Annotated in this window: 17 protein-coding genes; 14 read left to right on the top strand and 3 right to left on the bottom strand. The window is 67.0% G+C overall.

Annotated features, from left to right (window positions below):
- Positions 1 to 11 precede the first annotated feature (11 nt).
- The 9 genes from EWH10_RS02865 to EWH10_RS02825 all read left to right on the top strand — a co-directional run bounded on the left by EWH10_RS02865 (position 12) and on the right by EWH10_RS02825 (position 7,219).
- Positions 12 to 1,196, top strand: a complete 1,185-nt coding sequence (locus EWH10_RS02865) for a glycosyltransferase (protein ID WP_065846225.1) — start codon at positions 12 to 14, stop codon at positions 1,194 to 1,196.
- 67 nt (positions 1,197 to 1,263) lie between these two features.
- A complete protein-coding gene (locus tag EWH10_RS02860; RefSeq protein ID WP_044660184.1) occupies positions 1,264 to 1,545 on the top strand; it encodes an HPr-rel-A system PqqD family peptide chaperone in 282 nt (93 codons plus the stop codon).
- Entirely contained in the window at positions 1,542 to 2,405 is an 864-nt protein-coding gene (locus tag EWH10_RS02855) for an HprK-related kinase A (protein ID WP_044660183.1), read from the top strand. Before EWH10_RS02860 ends, EWH10_RS02855 begins: the two co-directional genes overlap by 4 nt.
- Positions 2,402 to 3,403, top strand: a complete 1,002-nt coding sequence (locus EWH10_RS02850) for a nucleotidyltransferase domain-containing protein (protein ID WP_044660182.1) — start codon at positions 2,402 to 2,404, stop codon at positions 3,401 to 3,403. Before EWH10_RS02855 ends, EWH10_RS02850 begins: the two co-directional genes overlap by 4 nt.
- A gap of 80 nt (positions 3,404 to 3,483) precedes the next feature.
- A complete protein-coding gene (locus tag EWH10_RS02845; RefSeq protein ID WP_065846224.1) occupies positions 3,484 to 4,833 on the top strand; it encodes a S41 family peptidase in 1,350 nt (449 codons plus the stop codon).
- A gap of 239 nt (positions 4,834 to 5,072) precedes the next feature.
- Positions 5,073 to 5,558, top strand: coding sequence for a disulfide bond formation protein B (locus EWH10_RS02840; protein ID WP_044660181.1), 486 nt, complete (start codon positions 5,073 to 5,075; stop codon positions 5,556 to 5,558).
- On the top strand, positions 5,555 to 6,121 hold the full coding sequence (locus EWH10_RS02835) for a demethoxyubiquinone hydroxylase family protein (protein WP_044660180.1): 567 nt from the start codon (positions 5,555 to 5,557) through the stop codon (positions 6,119 to 6,121). Before EWH10_RS02840 ends, EWH10_RS02835 begins: the two co-directional genes overlap by 4 nt.
- Positions 6,122 to 6,145: 24 nt before the next feature.
- The gene (locus EWH10_RS02830) at positions 6,146 to 6,730 is read left to right on the top strand and encodes a hypothetical protein (protein ID WP_044660179.1); all 585 of its coding nucleotides are present in this window, start codon (positions 6,146 to 6,148) and stop codon (positions 6,728 to 6,730) included.
- 93 nt (positions 6,731 to 6,823) lie between these two features.
- A complete protein-coding gene (locus EWH10_RS02825; RefSeq protein ID WP_044662772.1) occupies positions 6,824 to 7,219 on the top strand; it encodes a hypothetical protein in 396 nt (131 codons plus the stop codon).
- A 275-nt stretch (positions 7,220 to 7,494) separates the two neighbouring features.
- Here the strand turns inward: EWH10_RS02825 and EWH10_RS02820 are convergent, their stop codons facing one another.
- The 3 genes from EWH10_RS02820 to EWH10_RS02805 form a co-directional block, all read right to left on the bottom strand.
- A complete protein-coding gene (locus tag EWH10_RS02820; RefSeq protein WP_025547061.1) occupies positions 7,495 to 7,896 on the bottom strand; it encodes a RidA family protein in 402 nt (133 codons plus the stop codon).
- A gap of 64 nt (positions 7,897 to 7,960) precedes the next feature.
- Positions 7,961 to 10,585 carry a TonB-dependent receptor plug domain-containing protein gene (locus EWH10_RS02815; RefSeq protein WP_044660178.1) on the bottom strand — a complete coding sequence of 875 codons (2,625 nt, stop codon included), beginning with the start codon at positions 10,583 to 10,585 and terminating at the stop codon, positions 7,961 to 7,963.
- 304 nt (positions 10,586 to 10,889) lie between these two features.
- Positions 10,890 to 11,465 (bottom strand): TlpA family protein disulfide reductase, encoded by a 576-nt coding sequence (locus tag EWH10_RS02805; protein ID WP_044660177.1) that lies wholly within the window; start codon positions 11,463 to 11,465, stop codon positions 10,890 to 10,892.
- A gap of 43 nt (positions 11,466 to 11,508) precedes the next feature.
- Here EWH10_RS02805 and argH point away from each other — a divergent pair, with 43 nt between their 5' ends.
- Genes argH through EWH10_RS02780 form a run of 5 tightly spaced genes read left to right on the top strand, consistent with a single transcriptional unit; the run spans position 11,509 to position 16,179 of the window.
- Positions 11,509 to 12,888: an argininosuccinate lyase gene (gene argH, locus EWH10_RS02800; RefSeq protein WP_044660176.1), complete on the top strand. Its 1,380-nt coding sequence runs from the start codon at positions 11,509 to 11,511 to the stop codon at positions 12,886 to 12,888.
- A complete protein-coding gene (locus EWH10_RS02795) occupies positions 12,888 to 13,151 on the top strand; it encodes a hypothetical protein (protein ID WP_025547053.1) in 264 nt (87 codons plus the stop codon). Before argH ends, EWH10_RS02795 begins: the two co-directional genes overlap by 1 nt.
- A 33-nt stretch (positions 13,152 to 13,184) precedes the next feature.
- Positions 13,185 to 14,465 (top strand): diaminopimelate decarboxylase, encoded by a 1,281-nt coding sequence (gene lysA / locus EWH10_RS02790; RefSeq protein ID WP_044660175.1) that lies wholly within the window; start codon positions 13,185 to 13,187, stop codon positions 14,463 to 14,465.
- A complete protein-coding gene (locus EWH10_RS02785; protein ID WP_044660174.1) occupies positions 14,465 to 15,229 on the top strand; it encodes a precorrin-2 dehydrogenase/sirohydrochlorin ferrochelatase family protein in 765 nt (254 codons plus the stop codon). The genes lysA and EWH10_RS02785 overlap by 1 nt, the downstream gene beginning before the upstream one ends.
- Positions 15,226 to 16,179, top strand: coding sequence for a zinc transporter ZntB (locus EWH10_RS02780; RefSeq protein WP_044662771.1), 954 nt, complete (start codon positions 15,226 to 15,228; stop codon positions 16,177 to 16,179). The genes EWH10_RS02785 and EWH10_RS02780 overlap by 4 nt, the downstream gene beginning before the upstream one ends.
- The last annotated feature ends 27 nt before the right edge of the window (positions 16,180 to 16,206 follow it).

Here is a 16,206-nt window from a genome sequence, read left to right as displayed (position 1 = left end):
AGGGCGACCCCATGTTCCATACACCCCATTGGGTGAAACAAGATTGTTCGGTCGCGATCTACCTCTATGAACCCGGCGATGGCGGGCTGGATCGGGTGGCGATCCTGCTCGCCAACCATCTGCGGCTGCGCGGCGTGGACGTGGAACTGTGGATGACGCGGACGGACGGCCCGGTGGCGGGCCTCATCCATCCCGCCGTGCCGGTCCGTCGCGTACCGGCGCCGCCCTTTTCGCGGCGGCTGTCGATGATCGCCCAATTCCCGGCGCTGGCCGTCATGGTGCGGCGGTTCCGCCCGGATATTCTCTATTCGGCGGGCAATCAGAGCAACATGCTGTGCGCGCTGGCGGCGCTGGGCACGGCGACGCGGTCGGTCGGTCGGATTTCCAACCCGATCGTCCGCCCCGGCCAGCGCGGCCTGTCCGCCTGGATCAGGCGTAGCCGTTTCCGCGCCATCGCCCGGACCAGCGCCATGACCATCGTGATGGGCGAGGCGGACCGGATGACGCTGACGCAGGCCGGGCCGCTCGCGGGACGGCAGGTGACGCTGCTGCCGCGCCCGACGGTCACGCCGCTGCTGGAACGGCTGCGGCGGCAGCGCGCCGCCAGAGCCGGCGGCGGCCCATGGCATTTCCTGATGGTCGGGCGGCTGGTCGCGCAGAAGGACCAGGCGACGGCGCTTCTGGCGCTCGCCCGGCTGAAGCATCTCGACTGGCGCCTGAAGATCGTCGGGCAGGGGCCGCTGCGCCGCGATCTGGAGGCGCTTTGCACGCGGCTTGGCATCGCCGGGCGGGTCGAATTTCCGGGCTTCGTCGGTGATCCGGCGGAACTGGCGGCCCTGATGGCGGATGCCGATCTGCTGCTGCAACCCTCGCGCTGGGAAGGGCTGGTCGCGACCCTCATCGAAGCGCTCGGTTGCGGCACGGGGGTCGTCGCAACCGATTCGACGCCGAATATCCGCCCGGTGCTCGCCGCGGCGGGCCAGCATGCGCCGGTGCCGGTGGGCGACGCCGATGCCTTTGCCGATGCGATCCTCTGGGCGCTCGACCATCCCGCGCCGGCTGCGCGCCTGGCGGACGCGGTGAAGGAACATGGCGTCGAAAGCGCGCTCGACGCCTATTTGCGGGCCTTTGTCCGGCTGGCGCGATCCGGCGGCATGCGGTGGCGGGGCGTCGCGCAAAATAGCCTGTCGCGTTAGGCACTTGGCTACCCCTTTGTCTTAAGGATGGCGCGACATTCCCATCCGAAGGCCAGGTTTCGCGATCATGCCAGCCCGCTATTGCCAGGACAGCCCGGACGCCATCGCATCCTGCGTGCTGGAGGATATGGTGCTGCTCTACCACCGGCCGTCGGGACAGACCCATATGGCGATCGCCCCGGTGCCGGAGATCCTGGCGACGCTGGATGACGGCGCGGCGCTTACGGCGGGCGAGCTGTTAGGGCAGTTGGCCCAGCTTTACGATCTGGGCGAGCCGGAGGAGGCCCTGCCGCTGGTGGAGGCGCATCTGGCGGAACTGGCCGCCCTTGGACTGGTCCGCATCGCGTGAACCATGCCCTGACCCTGAAGATCGGTCCGGCGACCTTCCGCATCGGATCGGCCTGGCGCCAGCCGGTGGACGCGCTGGCGCGGCTCTACGCCGATTATCCCATGCCGGCGGGCGCGATAGCCGATTTCACCGTGCGGCTGGAGCCTGCGGGGCCGTTCCGGCGCTGGTTCCGGCCCTCGATCTTCATCACCGGCGATCATGGGCTGGCCGACGCCGCGCCGATGAGCCTTGCCCACGGGCTGCTGGCGGCGGAAATGGGGATGAACCTGCAAATGGCGCTTGGCTGGCGGCGGCACCTGCTGCTCCATGCCTCCAGCGTCGAAAAGGACGGGCGAGCGCTGGTGATGACCGGCGAGTCCGGTTCCGGCAAGTCGACGCTGGCCGCGCAACTGGGGGAGCGGGGCTGGCGGCTGATGGGCGACGAGTTCGCGCTGCTCGACCTGGAAACGGGGGCGATCTTTCCCTTTCCGCGCCTCGTCTCGCTCAAGAACCGCGCCATCGGCGTCCTCGCGGCGGAAGCCCCGGCGGAGCGCATGGGGCCGCTGCTCGCCGGGACGGCCAAGGGGGACATTCGCCACCTGATCCCGCGCAGAGAGGCGATCGGGCGGATGGCGGAGGGCGCGCCGCCCGCGCTGCTGCTGTTCCCGCGTTTCGGCCATGAAGCGGACGTGCGCCCGGTCGGCCAGGGGGAGGTCTTCATGCGGCTGACCCAGGCATCGACCAACTATGTCGCCCTGGGCGAAGCGGGCTTCGCGGCGTTGAGCGATTTCGTCCGGAATGTCCCGGCGCGCGCCATCGACTTTCCATCGGGCGACGAGGCCATCGCCCTTGTCGAGCGGCTCTGGGAGGAACTGGCATGAGCGCCCGGCTGCTGGTGCGCGCCTTGCGCGACCCTGACGAGGTGGCGGCGCTGGATGCGGACGGGTGGAACGCCCTCATCGCCATGGCGAGGGCGGAGCGGCTGATCGGCACGCTCGCCCTGCGAATCGGGGAGCGGCCCGTGCCCCCGGCGGTGGGCGCGATATTGGCGGACGCCCGGCTGGATGCGGCGCGCGAAGCCCGGCAGGCCCTGTGGGAGGCGGATCGCGCGGCAGAGGCGCTTGCCGGCCTGGACGTGCCGGTCGTGCTGCTCAAGGGCACGGCCTATGCGGCGGCGGGGCTGCGCGCCGGGCAGGGGCGCTTCATCGGCGATCTCGACATATTGGTGCCGCGCGATGCGATGGATCGGGTGGAACGGGCGCTGATCGGCGCGGGATGGGAATGGGTCAAGGACGACCCTTATGACGACGCCTATTACCGCCGATGGATGCATGAGCTGCCGCCGATGATCCACGCGGCGCGGGACCGCATGATCGACGTGCATCACACCGTCCTGCCGCTGACGGCGCGGCAGACGCCGGACGCGGCGGCGATGATCGCGCAGGCGGTTCCCCTCACCAACGAATTATCCATGCTCTCGCCCGAGGACCGGCTCTGCCACGCGGCGGCGCATCTGCTGGCCGACGGCGATCTGGCCGGGGGGCTTCGCAACCTCTGGGACATATATTGCCTGCTCGACGGCGTCGACGGGACGGCGCTGGAGGCGCGGGCGGCGCACCATGGCCTGCTGTCCCATGTGCGGCAGGCGAGGCGGCTCGCCATGGCGCTCTATGGCGAAGGGAGGGACGAAGGGGCGCGGCTCACGCTCCGGGACCGGATCGTCAAGGCCCGGCTGCTGGCGCGCGACGGGTGGGGACGGGAACGGCGCGGGCTGCTGCGTTTCGCCTTCTACCTGCGCTCCCACTGGCTCAGAATGCCGCCCGCCATGCTGGCGCGGCACCTGTTCACCAAATGGCGCAAGGGGCATCGGCCTGTTTAGGAAGGGGCGCCAGCCAAGGTTTTTGCGTCTGCACGGAAATGCCCTATATTGCCCCTTCGATGCCAGGACTCAGGACACGCATGAAATCCAATTTCTTCCGGGGCGCCGTCGCCCTTGGCGCGCTCGCGCTCATCCCTGCCACCACCGCGGCGCTCGCCGATGGGGAGGCAAGCAGCTACAAGGCGCTCGACGAGTTCATGGACGTGTTCCAGAAGGTCCGCAGCGACTATGTCGAGAAGGTCGACGACGAAAAGCTGATCAAGGGCGCCATCGACGGCATGCTCGCCAGCCTGGACCCGCATTCGAGCTTCCTCGACGCCCGCGATTTCCAGAATCTCCGCACCCAGACGGAGGGCAGCTATGGCGGCCTCGGCCTTTCCGTCACGCAGGAGGACGGCGCGGTGAAGGTGATCGCGCCGACGCAGGATACCCCGGCCTGGCGCGCGGGGATCAAGGCGGGCGACTATATCACCCATCTCGACGGGCAGCTCATCTATGGCGGCACGCTGGACGAGGCGGTCGACAAGATGCGCGGCGCGCCGGGCACGCAGATCAAGCTGACCATCGTCCGCCCCGGCCGCGACAAGCCGATCGACCTCACCCTGACGCGTGAGATCATCCAGTTGAAGCCGGTGAAGTGGGAGGTGAAGAACGGCATTGGCGTCATCAACATCGTCAGCTTCTCGGCCAATACCGGCGCCGACGTGCGCCAGGCGATCCGCAGCATCGACAAGTCGCTGGGCCGCAAGCCCACCGGCTATATCCTCGACCTGCGGTCCAACCCGGGCGGGCTGCTGGACGAAGCCGTGTCGGTCAGCGACACCTTCCTGGAGCGCGGCGAGATCGTGTCGCAGCGCGGCCGCAACAAGGGCGATGTCGAGCGCTATTATGCCAAGCCCGGCGACGATGCGAGGGGCCTGCCGGTGATCGTGCTGGTGGACGCGGGCTCCGCCTCCGCATCGGAAATCGTCGCGGGCGCGCTGCAGGACCAGCATCGCGCGCTGGTGATGGGGGAACGCAGCTTCGGCAAGGGCAGCGTCCAGACCATGCTGCCGCTCAGCAACACCACGGCGCTCAAGCTGACGACGGCGCGCTATTACACGCCGTCGGGCCGCTCCGTGCAGGAAGGCGGGATCGAACCCGATGTCAGGGTGCCGCAGCTTAGCGACCCCGGTTACAAGAATCGTCCGAAATTCCGGGAAAGCGACCTGCGCCGGCACCTGATCAACGAGATCAAGACCGACAATGCGGCGCTGGAAGAGGACAGCAAGGACGATCCCCGCTTCGCCGCCACGGCAGAGGAGCTGAAGAAGAAGGGGATCGAGGATTTCCAGCTCGACTATGCGCTGAAGACCATAGCGCGTCTGGCGGCAAAGCCGGGCGGGGCGGTGGCTCAGGCCGCTCCCGTCCGCAAGCCGGCGACGCATTGATCGTTGCGGATCGACGTGCCGCGCCCGGCCGGCGGGACCGGTTCGGGACTTGCCGGATTGCGTTGGACGGGAAGCGGACACCCGCTTTATCCCTCTCCCTTGAGGAAGAGGGCTGCGCAGACTTGGCAGCTCGCTGCCTGGTCGCAGCTCGGTGAGGGGATCGCGCGGCCCTCAGGCCGGCTCCCTTCACCCCGCAAGTTCAGCATGACGAAAGCCACGTGACGGTTTAAGCGAGCGACATGAAATCTTTGCCCCTCGCCCGCGCCCTGGCGCTGATCGTCCCGCTGGTCATGCTGGGCGGCGCCTATGCCTTCCAGTTCCTCGGTGGCCTGCACCCGTGCGAAATGTGCTGGTGGCAGCGTTATGCGCATATGGCGGCCATTCCGCTGGCGCTGATCGCCTATGCGCTGCGCGGCAAGGCCTGCGTGAGCGCGCTGTTCACCGGACTCGCCGGCCTTGCCATTGGCCTCAGTGGCGGCATCGGCCTGTTCCATGCGGGCGTCGAATATGGCTGGTGGCAGGGGCTCACCGCCTGCTCGACCAGCCCGGCCGGCGGCAATCCGGCGGACATCCTCAACCAGATCATGGCGACGCCGATCACCCGCTGCGACGTCGCGCCGTGGAGCCTGTTCGGCATTTCGATGGCGGGCTATAACGGCCTCTTGTCGGCGGCGGCGGCGCTCCTCATCTTGGTGCTGCTGCTCAGGAAAGGGAGCAAGGCATGAGCGCAAAAGATTCTCAGCGTCCCGATTTCCCCCGGCCCGGCCGCCGGGTGACGGACGCCCAGCGCGCCTCCATGCTGCGCGTTGACCAGGCGGGAGAGTTCGGTGCGACCCGCATCTATGCCGGGCAGCTTGCCGTCATGGGCGACCGCCATCCTGATTCCCGCGTCATCGCCGGCATGGCGGCGCAGGAGGAACGGCACCGCAAGCATTTCGACGCGATGATCGCCCGCCGGGGCGTGCGTCCGACGGCGCTGCAGCCGATCTGGAACGTGGCGGGTTTCGCCCTGGGCGCGGTGACGGCGGCGATCGGGCCGCGCGCCGCCATGGCGTGCACCGCCGCGATCGAGACCGAAATCGACCGGCACTATGCCGAGCAGCTCGAGCAATTGGGTCAGGACGATCCGGAACTCTCCACCGTCATCGCGGATTTTCAGGCGGAGGAAGTGGAGCATCGCGACGCCGCCATCGCCCATGGCGCGGAGGAAGCTCCGGTCTATCCCTTATTGTCGGGCGTCATCAGATTGGGCTGTCGTGCCGCCATCGCCCTTTCCAAGCATATCTAAGGCGAAGCGTATCTGAGGAGAAGCATGATGAAGACCCGCCTGATCGCCGCCATGCTTGCGCTGGGCGCTGCCTTCCCGGCCATGGCGCAACAGGGGCCCAGCGTTCCGCAGGACCAGCCCACCGCCGCGCAGGCGGGGTCGGAACGCGTCAATCTGGTCATCGTCTATGGCGACGATCCCTGCCCGCAGAGCCAGGGCAGCGACATCGTCGTCTGTGCCCGCAAGGGCGAGGAGGAGCGCTACCGCATTCCCGAGCCGTTGCGCGGCGATCCGAACCAGCCCAGCCATCAGGCATGGGGCGAACGGGTGAAGTCGATGGAATATGTCGGACGCAGCGGCACCGAAAGCTGCTCGCCGGTGGGCGGCGGCGGGGCCACCGGCTGCTTCGCGCAACTGGCGCGCCTTGCCAAGGCGGAGCGCCAGGCCGCGGACAATGCAAGCTGGAAGGATCTGGTCGAGGCGGAACGGACCCGGCGCCTTTCCACCATCGACGCGGAAAGCAAGGCGATCGAGGCGCAGGCCGTGGCGGAGGAAAAGGCCCGGGCCGCCCAGCAACAGCAGCCGGCTCCGGCGCAGGGACCGCAACCGGGAACGCCGCCGCAGCAGTGACGGCATTTGCCGCGGCGCGGCGTCTGGAAGAAGGCTGCCGGAAACCGGGCAATCCGGCCGGCGGGACAGGGGACGAACAAGGATTATGGATCGATGCGTCTCCTCACTGCCCTTTCCTTCGCCGCCGTCGCGCTGGCTCCCCTGACTTTCGGCGGCGCGGCCCATGCCGAGCCGCCGCAGAAAATCTTCAACCTGGTCGTCTATGGCGACGATCCTTGCCCAAAGGGCGAGGGCGACGAGATCATCGTCTGCGCCCGCAAGCCCGAATCCGAACGCTATCGCATTCCCAAGAAGTTGCGCGAAAAGCCTGAACCGGCGGGCGGCCCCGGCTGGGGTAGCCAGGTCGCGACCATGGAGCAGGTCCAGCGGCAGACCCTGCCGGGCAGTTGCTCCGCCATTGGCAGCAATGGCTTCACCGGCTGCACCGCCAAGGCGCTGGAGCAATGGTTCGCGGAGCGGCGGATGCAGGAGTCCAGGGGCGAGCCTTGAGCGGCGCGCCATCGCTAGGCGGCGTGGATAAATTCGAGACTCGCCGGACTGAGTGATTTGGGTGGATTGCGGACATTCCCCCTCCCGCAGGCGGGAGGGGGTTAGGGGGTGGGCTGGCGCGGCATCTGCGCCGTTTTGCAACGGCTAAGTCAGAAGCTCGCTACGCTCGCGCCCACCCCTAACCCCTCCCGTTTACGGGAGGGGAATGTCCTGAATTGGCCATTTCCCGACATTCCCAATTTGTCCACGCGGTCCAAAAGCCGGACGGCCTTCGCCTATTTGAAGCTCGCGATGCATTCGATCTCCAGCGGCGCGCCCATCGCCAGCCCGTCCGCGCCGAACGCGCTTCGGGCGGGCAGCCGCTTGCCCTGGAAATAGCTGACATAGGTGCCGTTGAATCGTGGCCAATCCGCCATGTCGTCCAGCATCACCGTGCATTTGACGACATGGCCGAAGTCGAGGCCATTGTCCTTCAGGATCTTGCCGATGGAATCCATGGAATTGCGGACCGCGGCATCGAAGCCCTCCTTATGGGGGTCCATGCCATCCGGCACCCGGCCGATCTGGCCGGAAAGATACAGGGTATCGCCTGCCCGCACGGCAGGGGAGAAGGGAGGCTGCTGCGCGGCCAGCGGCGTGGCGCCAACAGCCAGGACCAGGGCGAACCATTTCTTCATATGCCTATTTCCCCGATGCAAAAAGGCCGGTCCTTTGGCGGACCGGCCCTTCCTTCGTGACGCGTCAGAATTTGAAGTCGAGCCGGGCGTAATAATAGCCGCCCGACGTGCTGTAGGGTCCGTGGCCATAATAGCTGTTATAGGCCCCGGCGCCGTTGATATAGGGCGAGACGCCAGCGCCCGGCGTGACGCCTTGCATCAGCGCGGGCACTTCCGGCCGCTTGTTGAACAGGTTGTTCGCACCCACAGAGAAGGTGACGGCATCGGTGAAGTCGTAGCTTGCCTCCAGATCGGTAAGCGCGGTCGCCTTGACCACGCCGTTGAAGTAGAGCTGGTTGGCGTTCACCCCGTTCACGATGGCGCCGTCCGCGATCAGGAAGCCGCCATTCGGGATGAAGCCAGCGGACGGCGTGAAGGCCGGGCGGACAAGCACGCTGGTCTTGCCGTAAAAGGTCTCACGCAGGTTGAGCGCGAACTTCCCGCTCTTGAACAATGCGCCGGCCACGATCTTGTAGTCGGGGTTGGAACGCTCGATGTTGCTTTCCGACGCCGCGTTGAAGATGGGGTAGCCGACCTTGTTGTCGGTGATCTTCGTCTTGTTGTAATTCGCCGTCAGCGACAGGTTCAGCGTGCCGAAGTCCAGCGCGACGGGGTAGGCGGCCGAGAAATCGATGCCCCAGGTGCGGGTGTCGATGCCGTTGGTGAAGCTCGACACGCCGATGGTGCCGTTGGTGAACAGGGCGCTGTCCAGGACGATGCCGGCGGCGTTCAGCGCGTTCAGGATGTCGGCGCCGCCCGGCTGCGGCACGCCGTTCAGGACGGCGTTGCGGGCCGCCGTGCCGGTGATGCGGTCCTTGATCTTGATGATATAGCCGTCGACCGTGATGGCCAGCTTCGGCACCGGCCGCAGCACGACGCCGGCCGAGAAGTTCTTCGACTTTTCAGGCTTCAGCGAGTTGAAGCCCAGCAGCGCGGCGGCAGGCGTGCCGGCGGGAAGCTGCGCGACGGCGCTGGTCGGACCGACGTTGATGGTCGAATATTTCTGTTCCGCCAGCGTCGGCGCGCGGAAGCCGGTGCTGACCGTGCCGCGAATCGCGAAGGCGGGGCTGAAGTCGTAGCGCGTGGTGATCTTGCCGATGGTGGTGTCGCCGAAGTCGGTATAATCCTCGTAACGGCCGGCAAGGTCGACGGACCAGTTTTCAACCGGCTCCGCGATCAGGTTGATGTAGCCCGCGCGCGAACTGCGGCGGAACTTGCCCGCGTCGGTCGCCTTGTATCCGGGGAAGGACTGAACGCCCGTCTTGTAGGTCGAATAATAATCGCCCGCGACGATCTCATAGGTGTCGCGGCGATATTCGCCGCCGAACGCCAGGGTCAGCGGCCCCGCCATGCCGGCGTCGAATTCCTTGCGGATGTCGGCGGTGACGGTGGTCTGGCTCAGGCGGAAGCCGCCGTCATAGGCCTTGTCCACCGTATTGGGCCTGCCGATGCCCTGCAGGGAGGCGGCATAGCTTTCCTGCCAGACTTCGCGATGGGCCGACGCTTCGGTCCAGATGTCGTCCTTCTGATAGCCGTAGGTCGTGCTGATGTCGTAATTCCAGTCGCCGCCGAAATCGCCCTTGGCGCCGACCGTGAAGCTATATTCATCCTCGATCACATGCTGGAGCGGCACCATGCCCCAGGTGCCGGTGTCGCCATAGCAGATATTGGGATTATATGCCGCGGGCGTGATGCTGCCGCCCAGATTGCCGGTTTCGTAGCAGATGCGCTTGGGATGGCGGTAGCCCTGCTTGGCATAGCCGATGCGGCGGGCATAATCGCCGAAGCTGTAGAGTTCGATGCCGCCGAAATCATAGCCCATATTGTAGAAGGCTTCGGTCAGATAGGTCTTGGGCTGGCCGCCGTTGATGCCCGACAGCGCGTCGCCCGCCAGGTTCGACCATTGGGCGGGCGTGTTGGGCTGAAGCGTGCCGTCCGGCCTGGTGATCTGGACCTGCCCGGTGCCCACCGTGGTGTAATCCTGGCGGCGGTGGAACAGGCTCAGGTTGAAGAAGCCGTCCTCGCCCAGCTTGAAGCCCATATTGCCGGAGGCGGAGAACAATTCGCCTTCGCTGTCATAATATTGGCCGCCCGTGACCTTGAAGCTGCCGCCTTCGTTATTGTCCTTCAGGATGAAGTTGATGACGCCCGCGATGGCGTCCGTGCCATAGACGGCGGCCGCGCCTTCCTGGAACACTTCGACGCGGGCGATGGCGTCCGGCGGGATCAGGTCGATGCTGGGCGCCGCCGAACCCTGGAACGCGCCGGAAATCACCTGGAGGATGCCGTTGCCGTGGCGGCGCTTGCCGTTGACCAGCACCAGCGTGTGGTTGGGGCTGAGGCCGCGCAGACGGGCGGAGAGCGAGAAGCTGGAAAGGTCGGTGCCCTGCGTCTGGGCGGTGAAGCTCGGGACGATCTGGGTCAGGACCTGGTTGAGGTTCGGCTGGCCGACATGGCTGATCGCCTCCTGGCTCAGCACCTGGATCGGCGCGGCGCTTTCGGCCGCCTGCATGCCGACGGCGCGGGTGCCGGTAACGATGATGGCGGCGCCATCATCGGCTTGCGCGGTCTGCGCCTCCTGCGCCATCGCACAGGCCGACCAGGACGAGGCCAGCACCAATGAAAGGCGAAGAGCGGATAATCTTGTCATCTATGCCCCCTGTTTTGCATTTATCCATGACAGGGGGATCAACGAACTTTTAGGATGAAACCTCTACCGCATCGCACAAAAAATAGAAAAATTAAATATTTCTTCTTTATTTCTAGGAGGAAAATCAGACCAGATTGCGACGCCATGAGGCAGAATGGCAATTGATTAGGGTGCATGTGGCGCGCCGCATTTTGCAAGCAGCGCATATGGCGGATTTTTGACGGAAGTTCGTTTCAGGAAAACCTTGCCCCTGTTCGTCATGCCGAACCTATCGACATGAAGAGTGGAGAGGGGGAGCAGGGGATCAGCTCGCCATCGCCGCTTCGATCAGCGCGCGGCCTTCCCTGCTGGCCCAATCCATCGCGCCGACCACCCGGACCATTTCCTTGCCCTGCGCATCATAGATGACGGTCGTCGGCAGCATGCCGGTGTTGTAGTGGAAGCCGAACTGGTTTTCCGGGTCGATCCAGCCCTTCAGATGGGGCAGGGGATGTTTCTCGAAGAAGGGCTTGATCACCGTCTCCCCCTGGCTGTCCTGGGAGATGGTGAGGACGGCGAGCCCCTTCCTGCCATAATCCGCCGCCACGGCATCCAGCGTCGGCATTTCCGCCACGCAGGGCGCGCACCAGGTCGCCCAGAGGTTGACCAGCACCGGCTTGCCCGCGAAATCCTTGAGGCTGGCATCGCTGCCGTCCGGATTCTGGAAGGTGAAATCGGGGGCAGCGGTTCCGGCCTTCGACCTGTCGAGCGTGTAGCTGAACGCGCCTTTCCCGCTTTGCGCCGGTCCCGTCGCCTCGCCGCTGGTGGCGTTCGGGCCTTGCCCGGCGGCCGGGGATTGCTTATCGCACGCGCCAAGGCCGGCCAGCAGGAGCAGTGTCATTACGCAGCGTAAGGATGATCGCACGGGGAAAAGCTCCAACAGCATGTGGGGCGGACGCTTCGCGGCCGGTCCGGCTTCGGTCATGCGGGAGATAAATGCGTCGATCCCGTTCGACAAGCGCCTGTGGAAGCAGGACATCGCCGGGTCCAAGGCCCATGTCGCGATGCTCGCCAAACAGGGCATCGTCGACGGAGAGGACGCGCAGGCGATCACCGAGGGGCTGAACCGCATCGCCGCCGAATATGAAGCCGACGGCGTGCCGGTCGATCTGGACCTGGAAGACATCCACATGGTCACGGAGTCGCGGCTGGCCGAATTGATCGGTCCGGCGGCGGGACGGCTGCACACGGCGCGCTCGCGCAACGATCAGGTGGCGACCGATTTCCGCCTCTGGGTGCGCGACGCCATCGATGAGGTGGAGGCGGGCCTGCAGGGCCTGTCCGCCATGCTGCTCACCCGCGCAGAGGAGCATGCCGATGCGGTGATGCCCGGCTTCACCCATCTCCAGTCCGCGCAGCCGGTGACGCTCGGTCATCACCTGATGGCCTATCATGAGATGGTCCGCCGCGACCGCAGCCGCTTCGCCGACGCCCGCGCCCGCCTCAACGAGTGCCCGCTGGGCGCGGCGGCGCTGGCCGGGACCGGCTTCCCCATCGACCGCCACGCCACGGCGGCGGCGCTCGGTTTCGCCAAGCCGACCGACAACAGCCTCGACAGCGTGTCGGACCGCGACTTCGCGCTCGACTATCTGATGGCGGCGACCCAGTGCAGCCTGCACCTCTCGCGGCTGGCCGAGGAATTCATCATCTGGGCTAGCCAGCCCTTCGGCTTCGTGAAATTGCCCGACGCCTATTCGACCGGCAGCTCGATCATGCCGCAGAAGCGCAATCCCGACGCCGCCGAACTGGTGCGCGGCCATGCCGGGCGGATCATGGGCTGCATGAATGCGCTCTGCGTCACGATGAAGGGCCTGCCGCTCGCTTATTCGAAGGACATGCAGGACGACAAGCCGCCGGTGTTCGAGGCGCATGACCTGCTGGGCCTGTCCATCGCGGCGATGACCGGCATGATCGAGACGGTGACGTTCCGCACCGACCGGATGCGCGGCCTGGCGGAAAGCGGCTTCGCGACCGCCACCGACCTCGCCGACTGGCTGGTGCGGGAGGGCGACATTCCCTTCCGCGAGGCGCATCATATCACGGGCCGCGCGGTCGCGGCGGCGGAGGCGGCGGGCGTGCAGCTTGCCGATCTGCCGCTGGAAACGCTCAAGGCCATTGATGCGCGGATCGATGAGCGTATCTATGCGGTGCTGACGGTCGACGCCTCGGTCGCCAGCCGCAGGAGCCATGGCGGCACCGCGCCCGATCAGGTGCGTGCGCGGATCGCTGAGGCCCGGAACGACGCGAAAGGGCAGAAGAAGTGATGACGGCACGGATCGCCAAAGGGGTTGCGCTGGCGGCGCTTGCGCTGGCCTTGGCGTCCTGCGGCGGTCGCCAGCCGCTGAAGCCGGTGCAGGGGCAGCGCCTGCCCGCCGTGCCGGTGGGGGCGGCGACGGCGCCCACCGCAGCGCAGCTCACCACGCCCACGATCCAGGCGCGGCCGGAACGGAATGTCGAACTGCTGACCCAATCGAAGGTGCGTGGCGACGACCCGTTCGACCTGCCGCCCGAAAGCGACCCCCGCTGATTTTTGGCGATAAGATTTCTAGGATAGACTGACTTGGACCATTTTACCTATGTCGACGGCGCGATGCTGGTGGAGCAGGTGCCGATGGCGGAGATCGCCGCGCAGGTCGGCACGCCCGTCTACATCTATTCGACCGCGACCCTGACCCGCCATGTCGGCGTGTTCCGCGAAGGACTGTCGCAGCTTGATGATCCGCTGATCGCCTTCGCGGTGAAGGCCAATCCCAACGCCGCCGTGCTGGCGACGCTGGCGAAGCTGGGCCTCGGCGCCGACGTCGTGTCGGTGGGCGAATTGCTGCGCGCCATGGCGGCGGGCATTCCGGCGGACCGCATCGTCTTTTCGGGCGTCGGCAAGACGGCCGACGAAATGCGCATCGCGCTGGAAAAGGGCATCTACCAGTTCAATCTGGAAAGTGAGCCCGAAGCGGAAATGCTCTCCGAAGTGGCCCTGTCGATGGGGAAGAGGGCGCCGGTCGCCTATCGCATCAACCCCGATGTCGACGCGGGAACCCATGCCAAGATCTCGACCGGCAAGTCGGAAAACAAGTTCGGCATCCCCTATGACCGGGCGCTGGCCAGCTATGCCGCGGCGCGCGGCCTCCCCGGCCTCGACGTGCAGGGCGTGGCGGTGCATATCGGCAGCCAGCTCACCGATCTCGCGCCCCTGGAAGCCGCCTTCGCCAAGGTCGGCGCGCTGATCGAAAGGCTGCGCGGCGAAGGCCATGACATCCGCACCGCCGATCTCGGCGGCGGGCTGGGCGTGCCCTATGATCCCTCGCAGCCGCTGCCGCCCAGCCCCGCCGACTATGGCGCGATGGTGACGAAGGTGACGCAGGGCTGGAACGTCCGCCTGATGTTCGAGCCGGGCCGCCTGATCGTCGGCAATGCGGGCGTGCTGCTGTCGCAGGTGGTGCGGGTGAAGCAGGGCGCGCAGGCCCCCTTCGTGATCGTCGACGCGGCGATGAACGACCTGCTGCGGCCCAGCCTCTACGACGCCTGGCACGACATCCGCGCCGTGCAACCGAAGGGCGAGCGCGCCGCCGCCAATGTGGTGGGCCCGGTGTGCGAGACGGGCGACACCTTCGCCATGCACCGCGACATGGATGTGGTGGGGGCGGGCGATCTGGTCGCCTTCATGACCGCCGGGGCCTATGGGGCGACCATGGCGAGCACCTATAACAGCCGCGCGCTGACGCCCGAAGTGCTGGTGTCGGGCGACAAATGGGCCGTTGTCCGCGCCCGTCCGCCGGTCGAGGCGCTGATCGAGGGGGACAGCATTCCGGCCTGGGTAGCGTCGAAGGATGTGCAGGACTGATGCACAGCCTGCCCGTTTTCCTGCGGTTGCAAGGGCGGGCCGTCATCCTGACCGGCGAAGGGGAGGCGGCGGACGCCAAGCGGCGCCTGCTCGAACGGGCGGGCGCGCGGATCGTGGGCGAGGCGGCTGAGGCCACGCTCGCCATCGTCTCGGATGGCGATGCGGCGACCGTGCAGCGGCTCCGGGCCCGGGGCATATTGGTGAACGCGACCGACAGGCCGGAACTTTGCGACTTCACCCTGCCCGCCATTGTCGACCGGGAGCCGGTGCTGATCGCCATCGGCACGGGCGGCGCTTCGGCGGGTCTCGCCAAGGCGCTCAGGCAACGCATCGAAGCTTTGCTGCCGGCCCGTCTGGGGCTGCTGGCGACGGCGCTTCACGATGCGCGCGCCGCGATCCGCCAGCGCTGGCCCGATGCCGCGGCAAGGCGGCGGGCGATCGACGCCGGCCTTGCCGTGCGCGGGCTGATCGATCCGCTGTCCGACAAAGCCGTGGACGCCGTGCCGCACTGGCTTTCCGAAGGGGGCGGGCTCTGGACCGGGGCCGACAGGCTGGAAAACATCCGCCTGCTGTCGGGCGATCCCGACGATCTCAGCCTGCGCGCCGCCCGCCTGCTGGGCGAGGCGGATCGCGTCTATCACGCGCCGGACGTGCCTGCCGCGATACTGGACAGGGCGCGGGCCGATGCCGTGCGCATCCTGGCAGACGCGCCGCCCGACGATCCGGGGGCAGGCCTGTCGCTCTGGATGGAGATGACGCCATAAGCCGGGTCTTCCTCTTCGACGGCGCTCGGGCGCAGGAAATCTCGCTCGACGATTTCTGCGCGCGGACGCAGGACGCGCCGTTCAGTTGGGTCCATGCCGATGGCTGGAAGGAGGATGCCCGCCACGTCGCGTCCCGCTGCGACCATATGCCCGAAGCGGCGCTGTCCGCGCTGCTGGCGCAGGAGACCCGGCCGCGCTGCACGCTGATGGCCCATGGCGCGCTGGTGAACCTGCGCGGGCTTGGCGCGGCGGATGACGATGGAGGCGACCCGCTGGTGTCGATCCGCCTCTGGGCCGAAGAGGCGCGGGTCATTTCCGTCAGCTATCGGCCGCTCGCGGCGATGGAGCCCGTCATGCAGCAGATGCTGCGGGGTCTGATCCGCGATCCGGGCGACCTGATCGCCGCCTTCGCGCAGCAGATCACCGAAGCGCTCGACCCGGAAGTCGCCGAACTGGGCGACGGCCTGGACGAGATCGAAAGCGCGCTGACCGAACATGGCCCGGCGGAGGCGCGGCGGCGCGTGTCGGAAATCCGCGCGACGGCGATCGGCTATCGCCGCTTCATCGCGCCGCAGCGGCAGGCATTGGAAAGACTGTCCGCCGCCGATGCGTCATGGCTGGAACCCGACGACCGGTTGCACCTCCAGGAAGCGGCGGACCGCTGCGCCCGCATGGCGGAGGAGCTGGAAGCGGTGCGCGAACGGTCGGCGCTCGCCCATGAAGAACTGACCGACCTGCGCGCGGAGCAGATGAACCGGCAGGCGCTGATCATCTCGGTCGTGGCGCTGGTGTTCCTGCCGCTGACCTTCCTGACCGGGCTGCTGGGGATGAATGTGGACGGCATACCCTATGCCCATGAACCCTGGGCCTTTTGGGGCGTGGTCGGTGTGTGCATGGCCATGGCGGCCGGCATTGCCGGCTGGTTCGCGGCGACGCAGTGGCTGAAGTGATTCCGGCCCGTCATTCCGGCCTGCGCC

This window comes from Sphingobium fuliginis, assembly GCF_004152845.1.
GTDB classification, from domain to species: domain Bacteria; phylum Pseudomonadota; class Alphaproteobacteria; order Sphingomonadales; family Sphingomonadaceae; genus Sphingobium; species Sphingobium fuliginis.
Note: the sequence above shows the minus strand (reverse complement) of the source record. Positions and strands in the feature narration are given on the sequence as shown.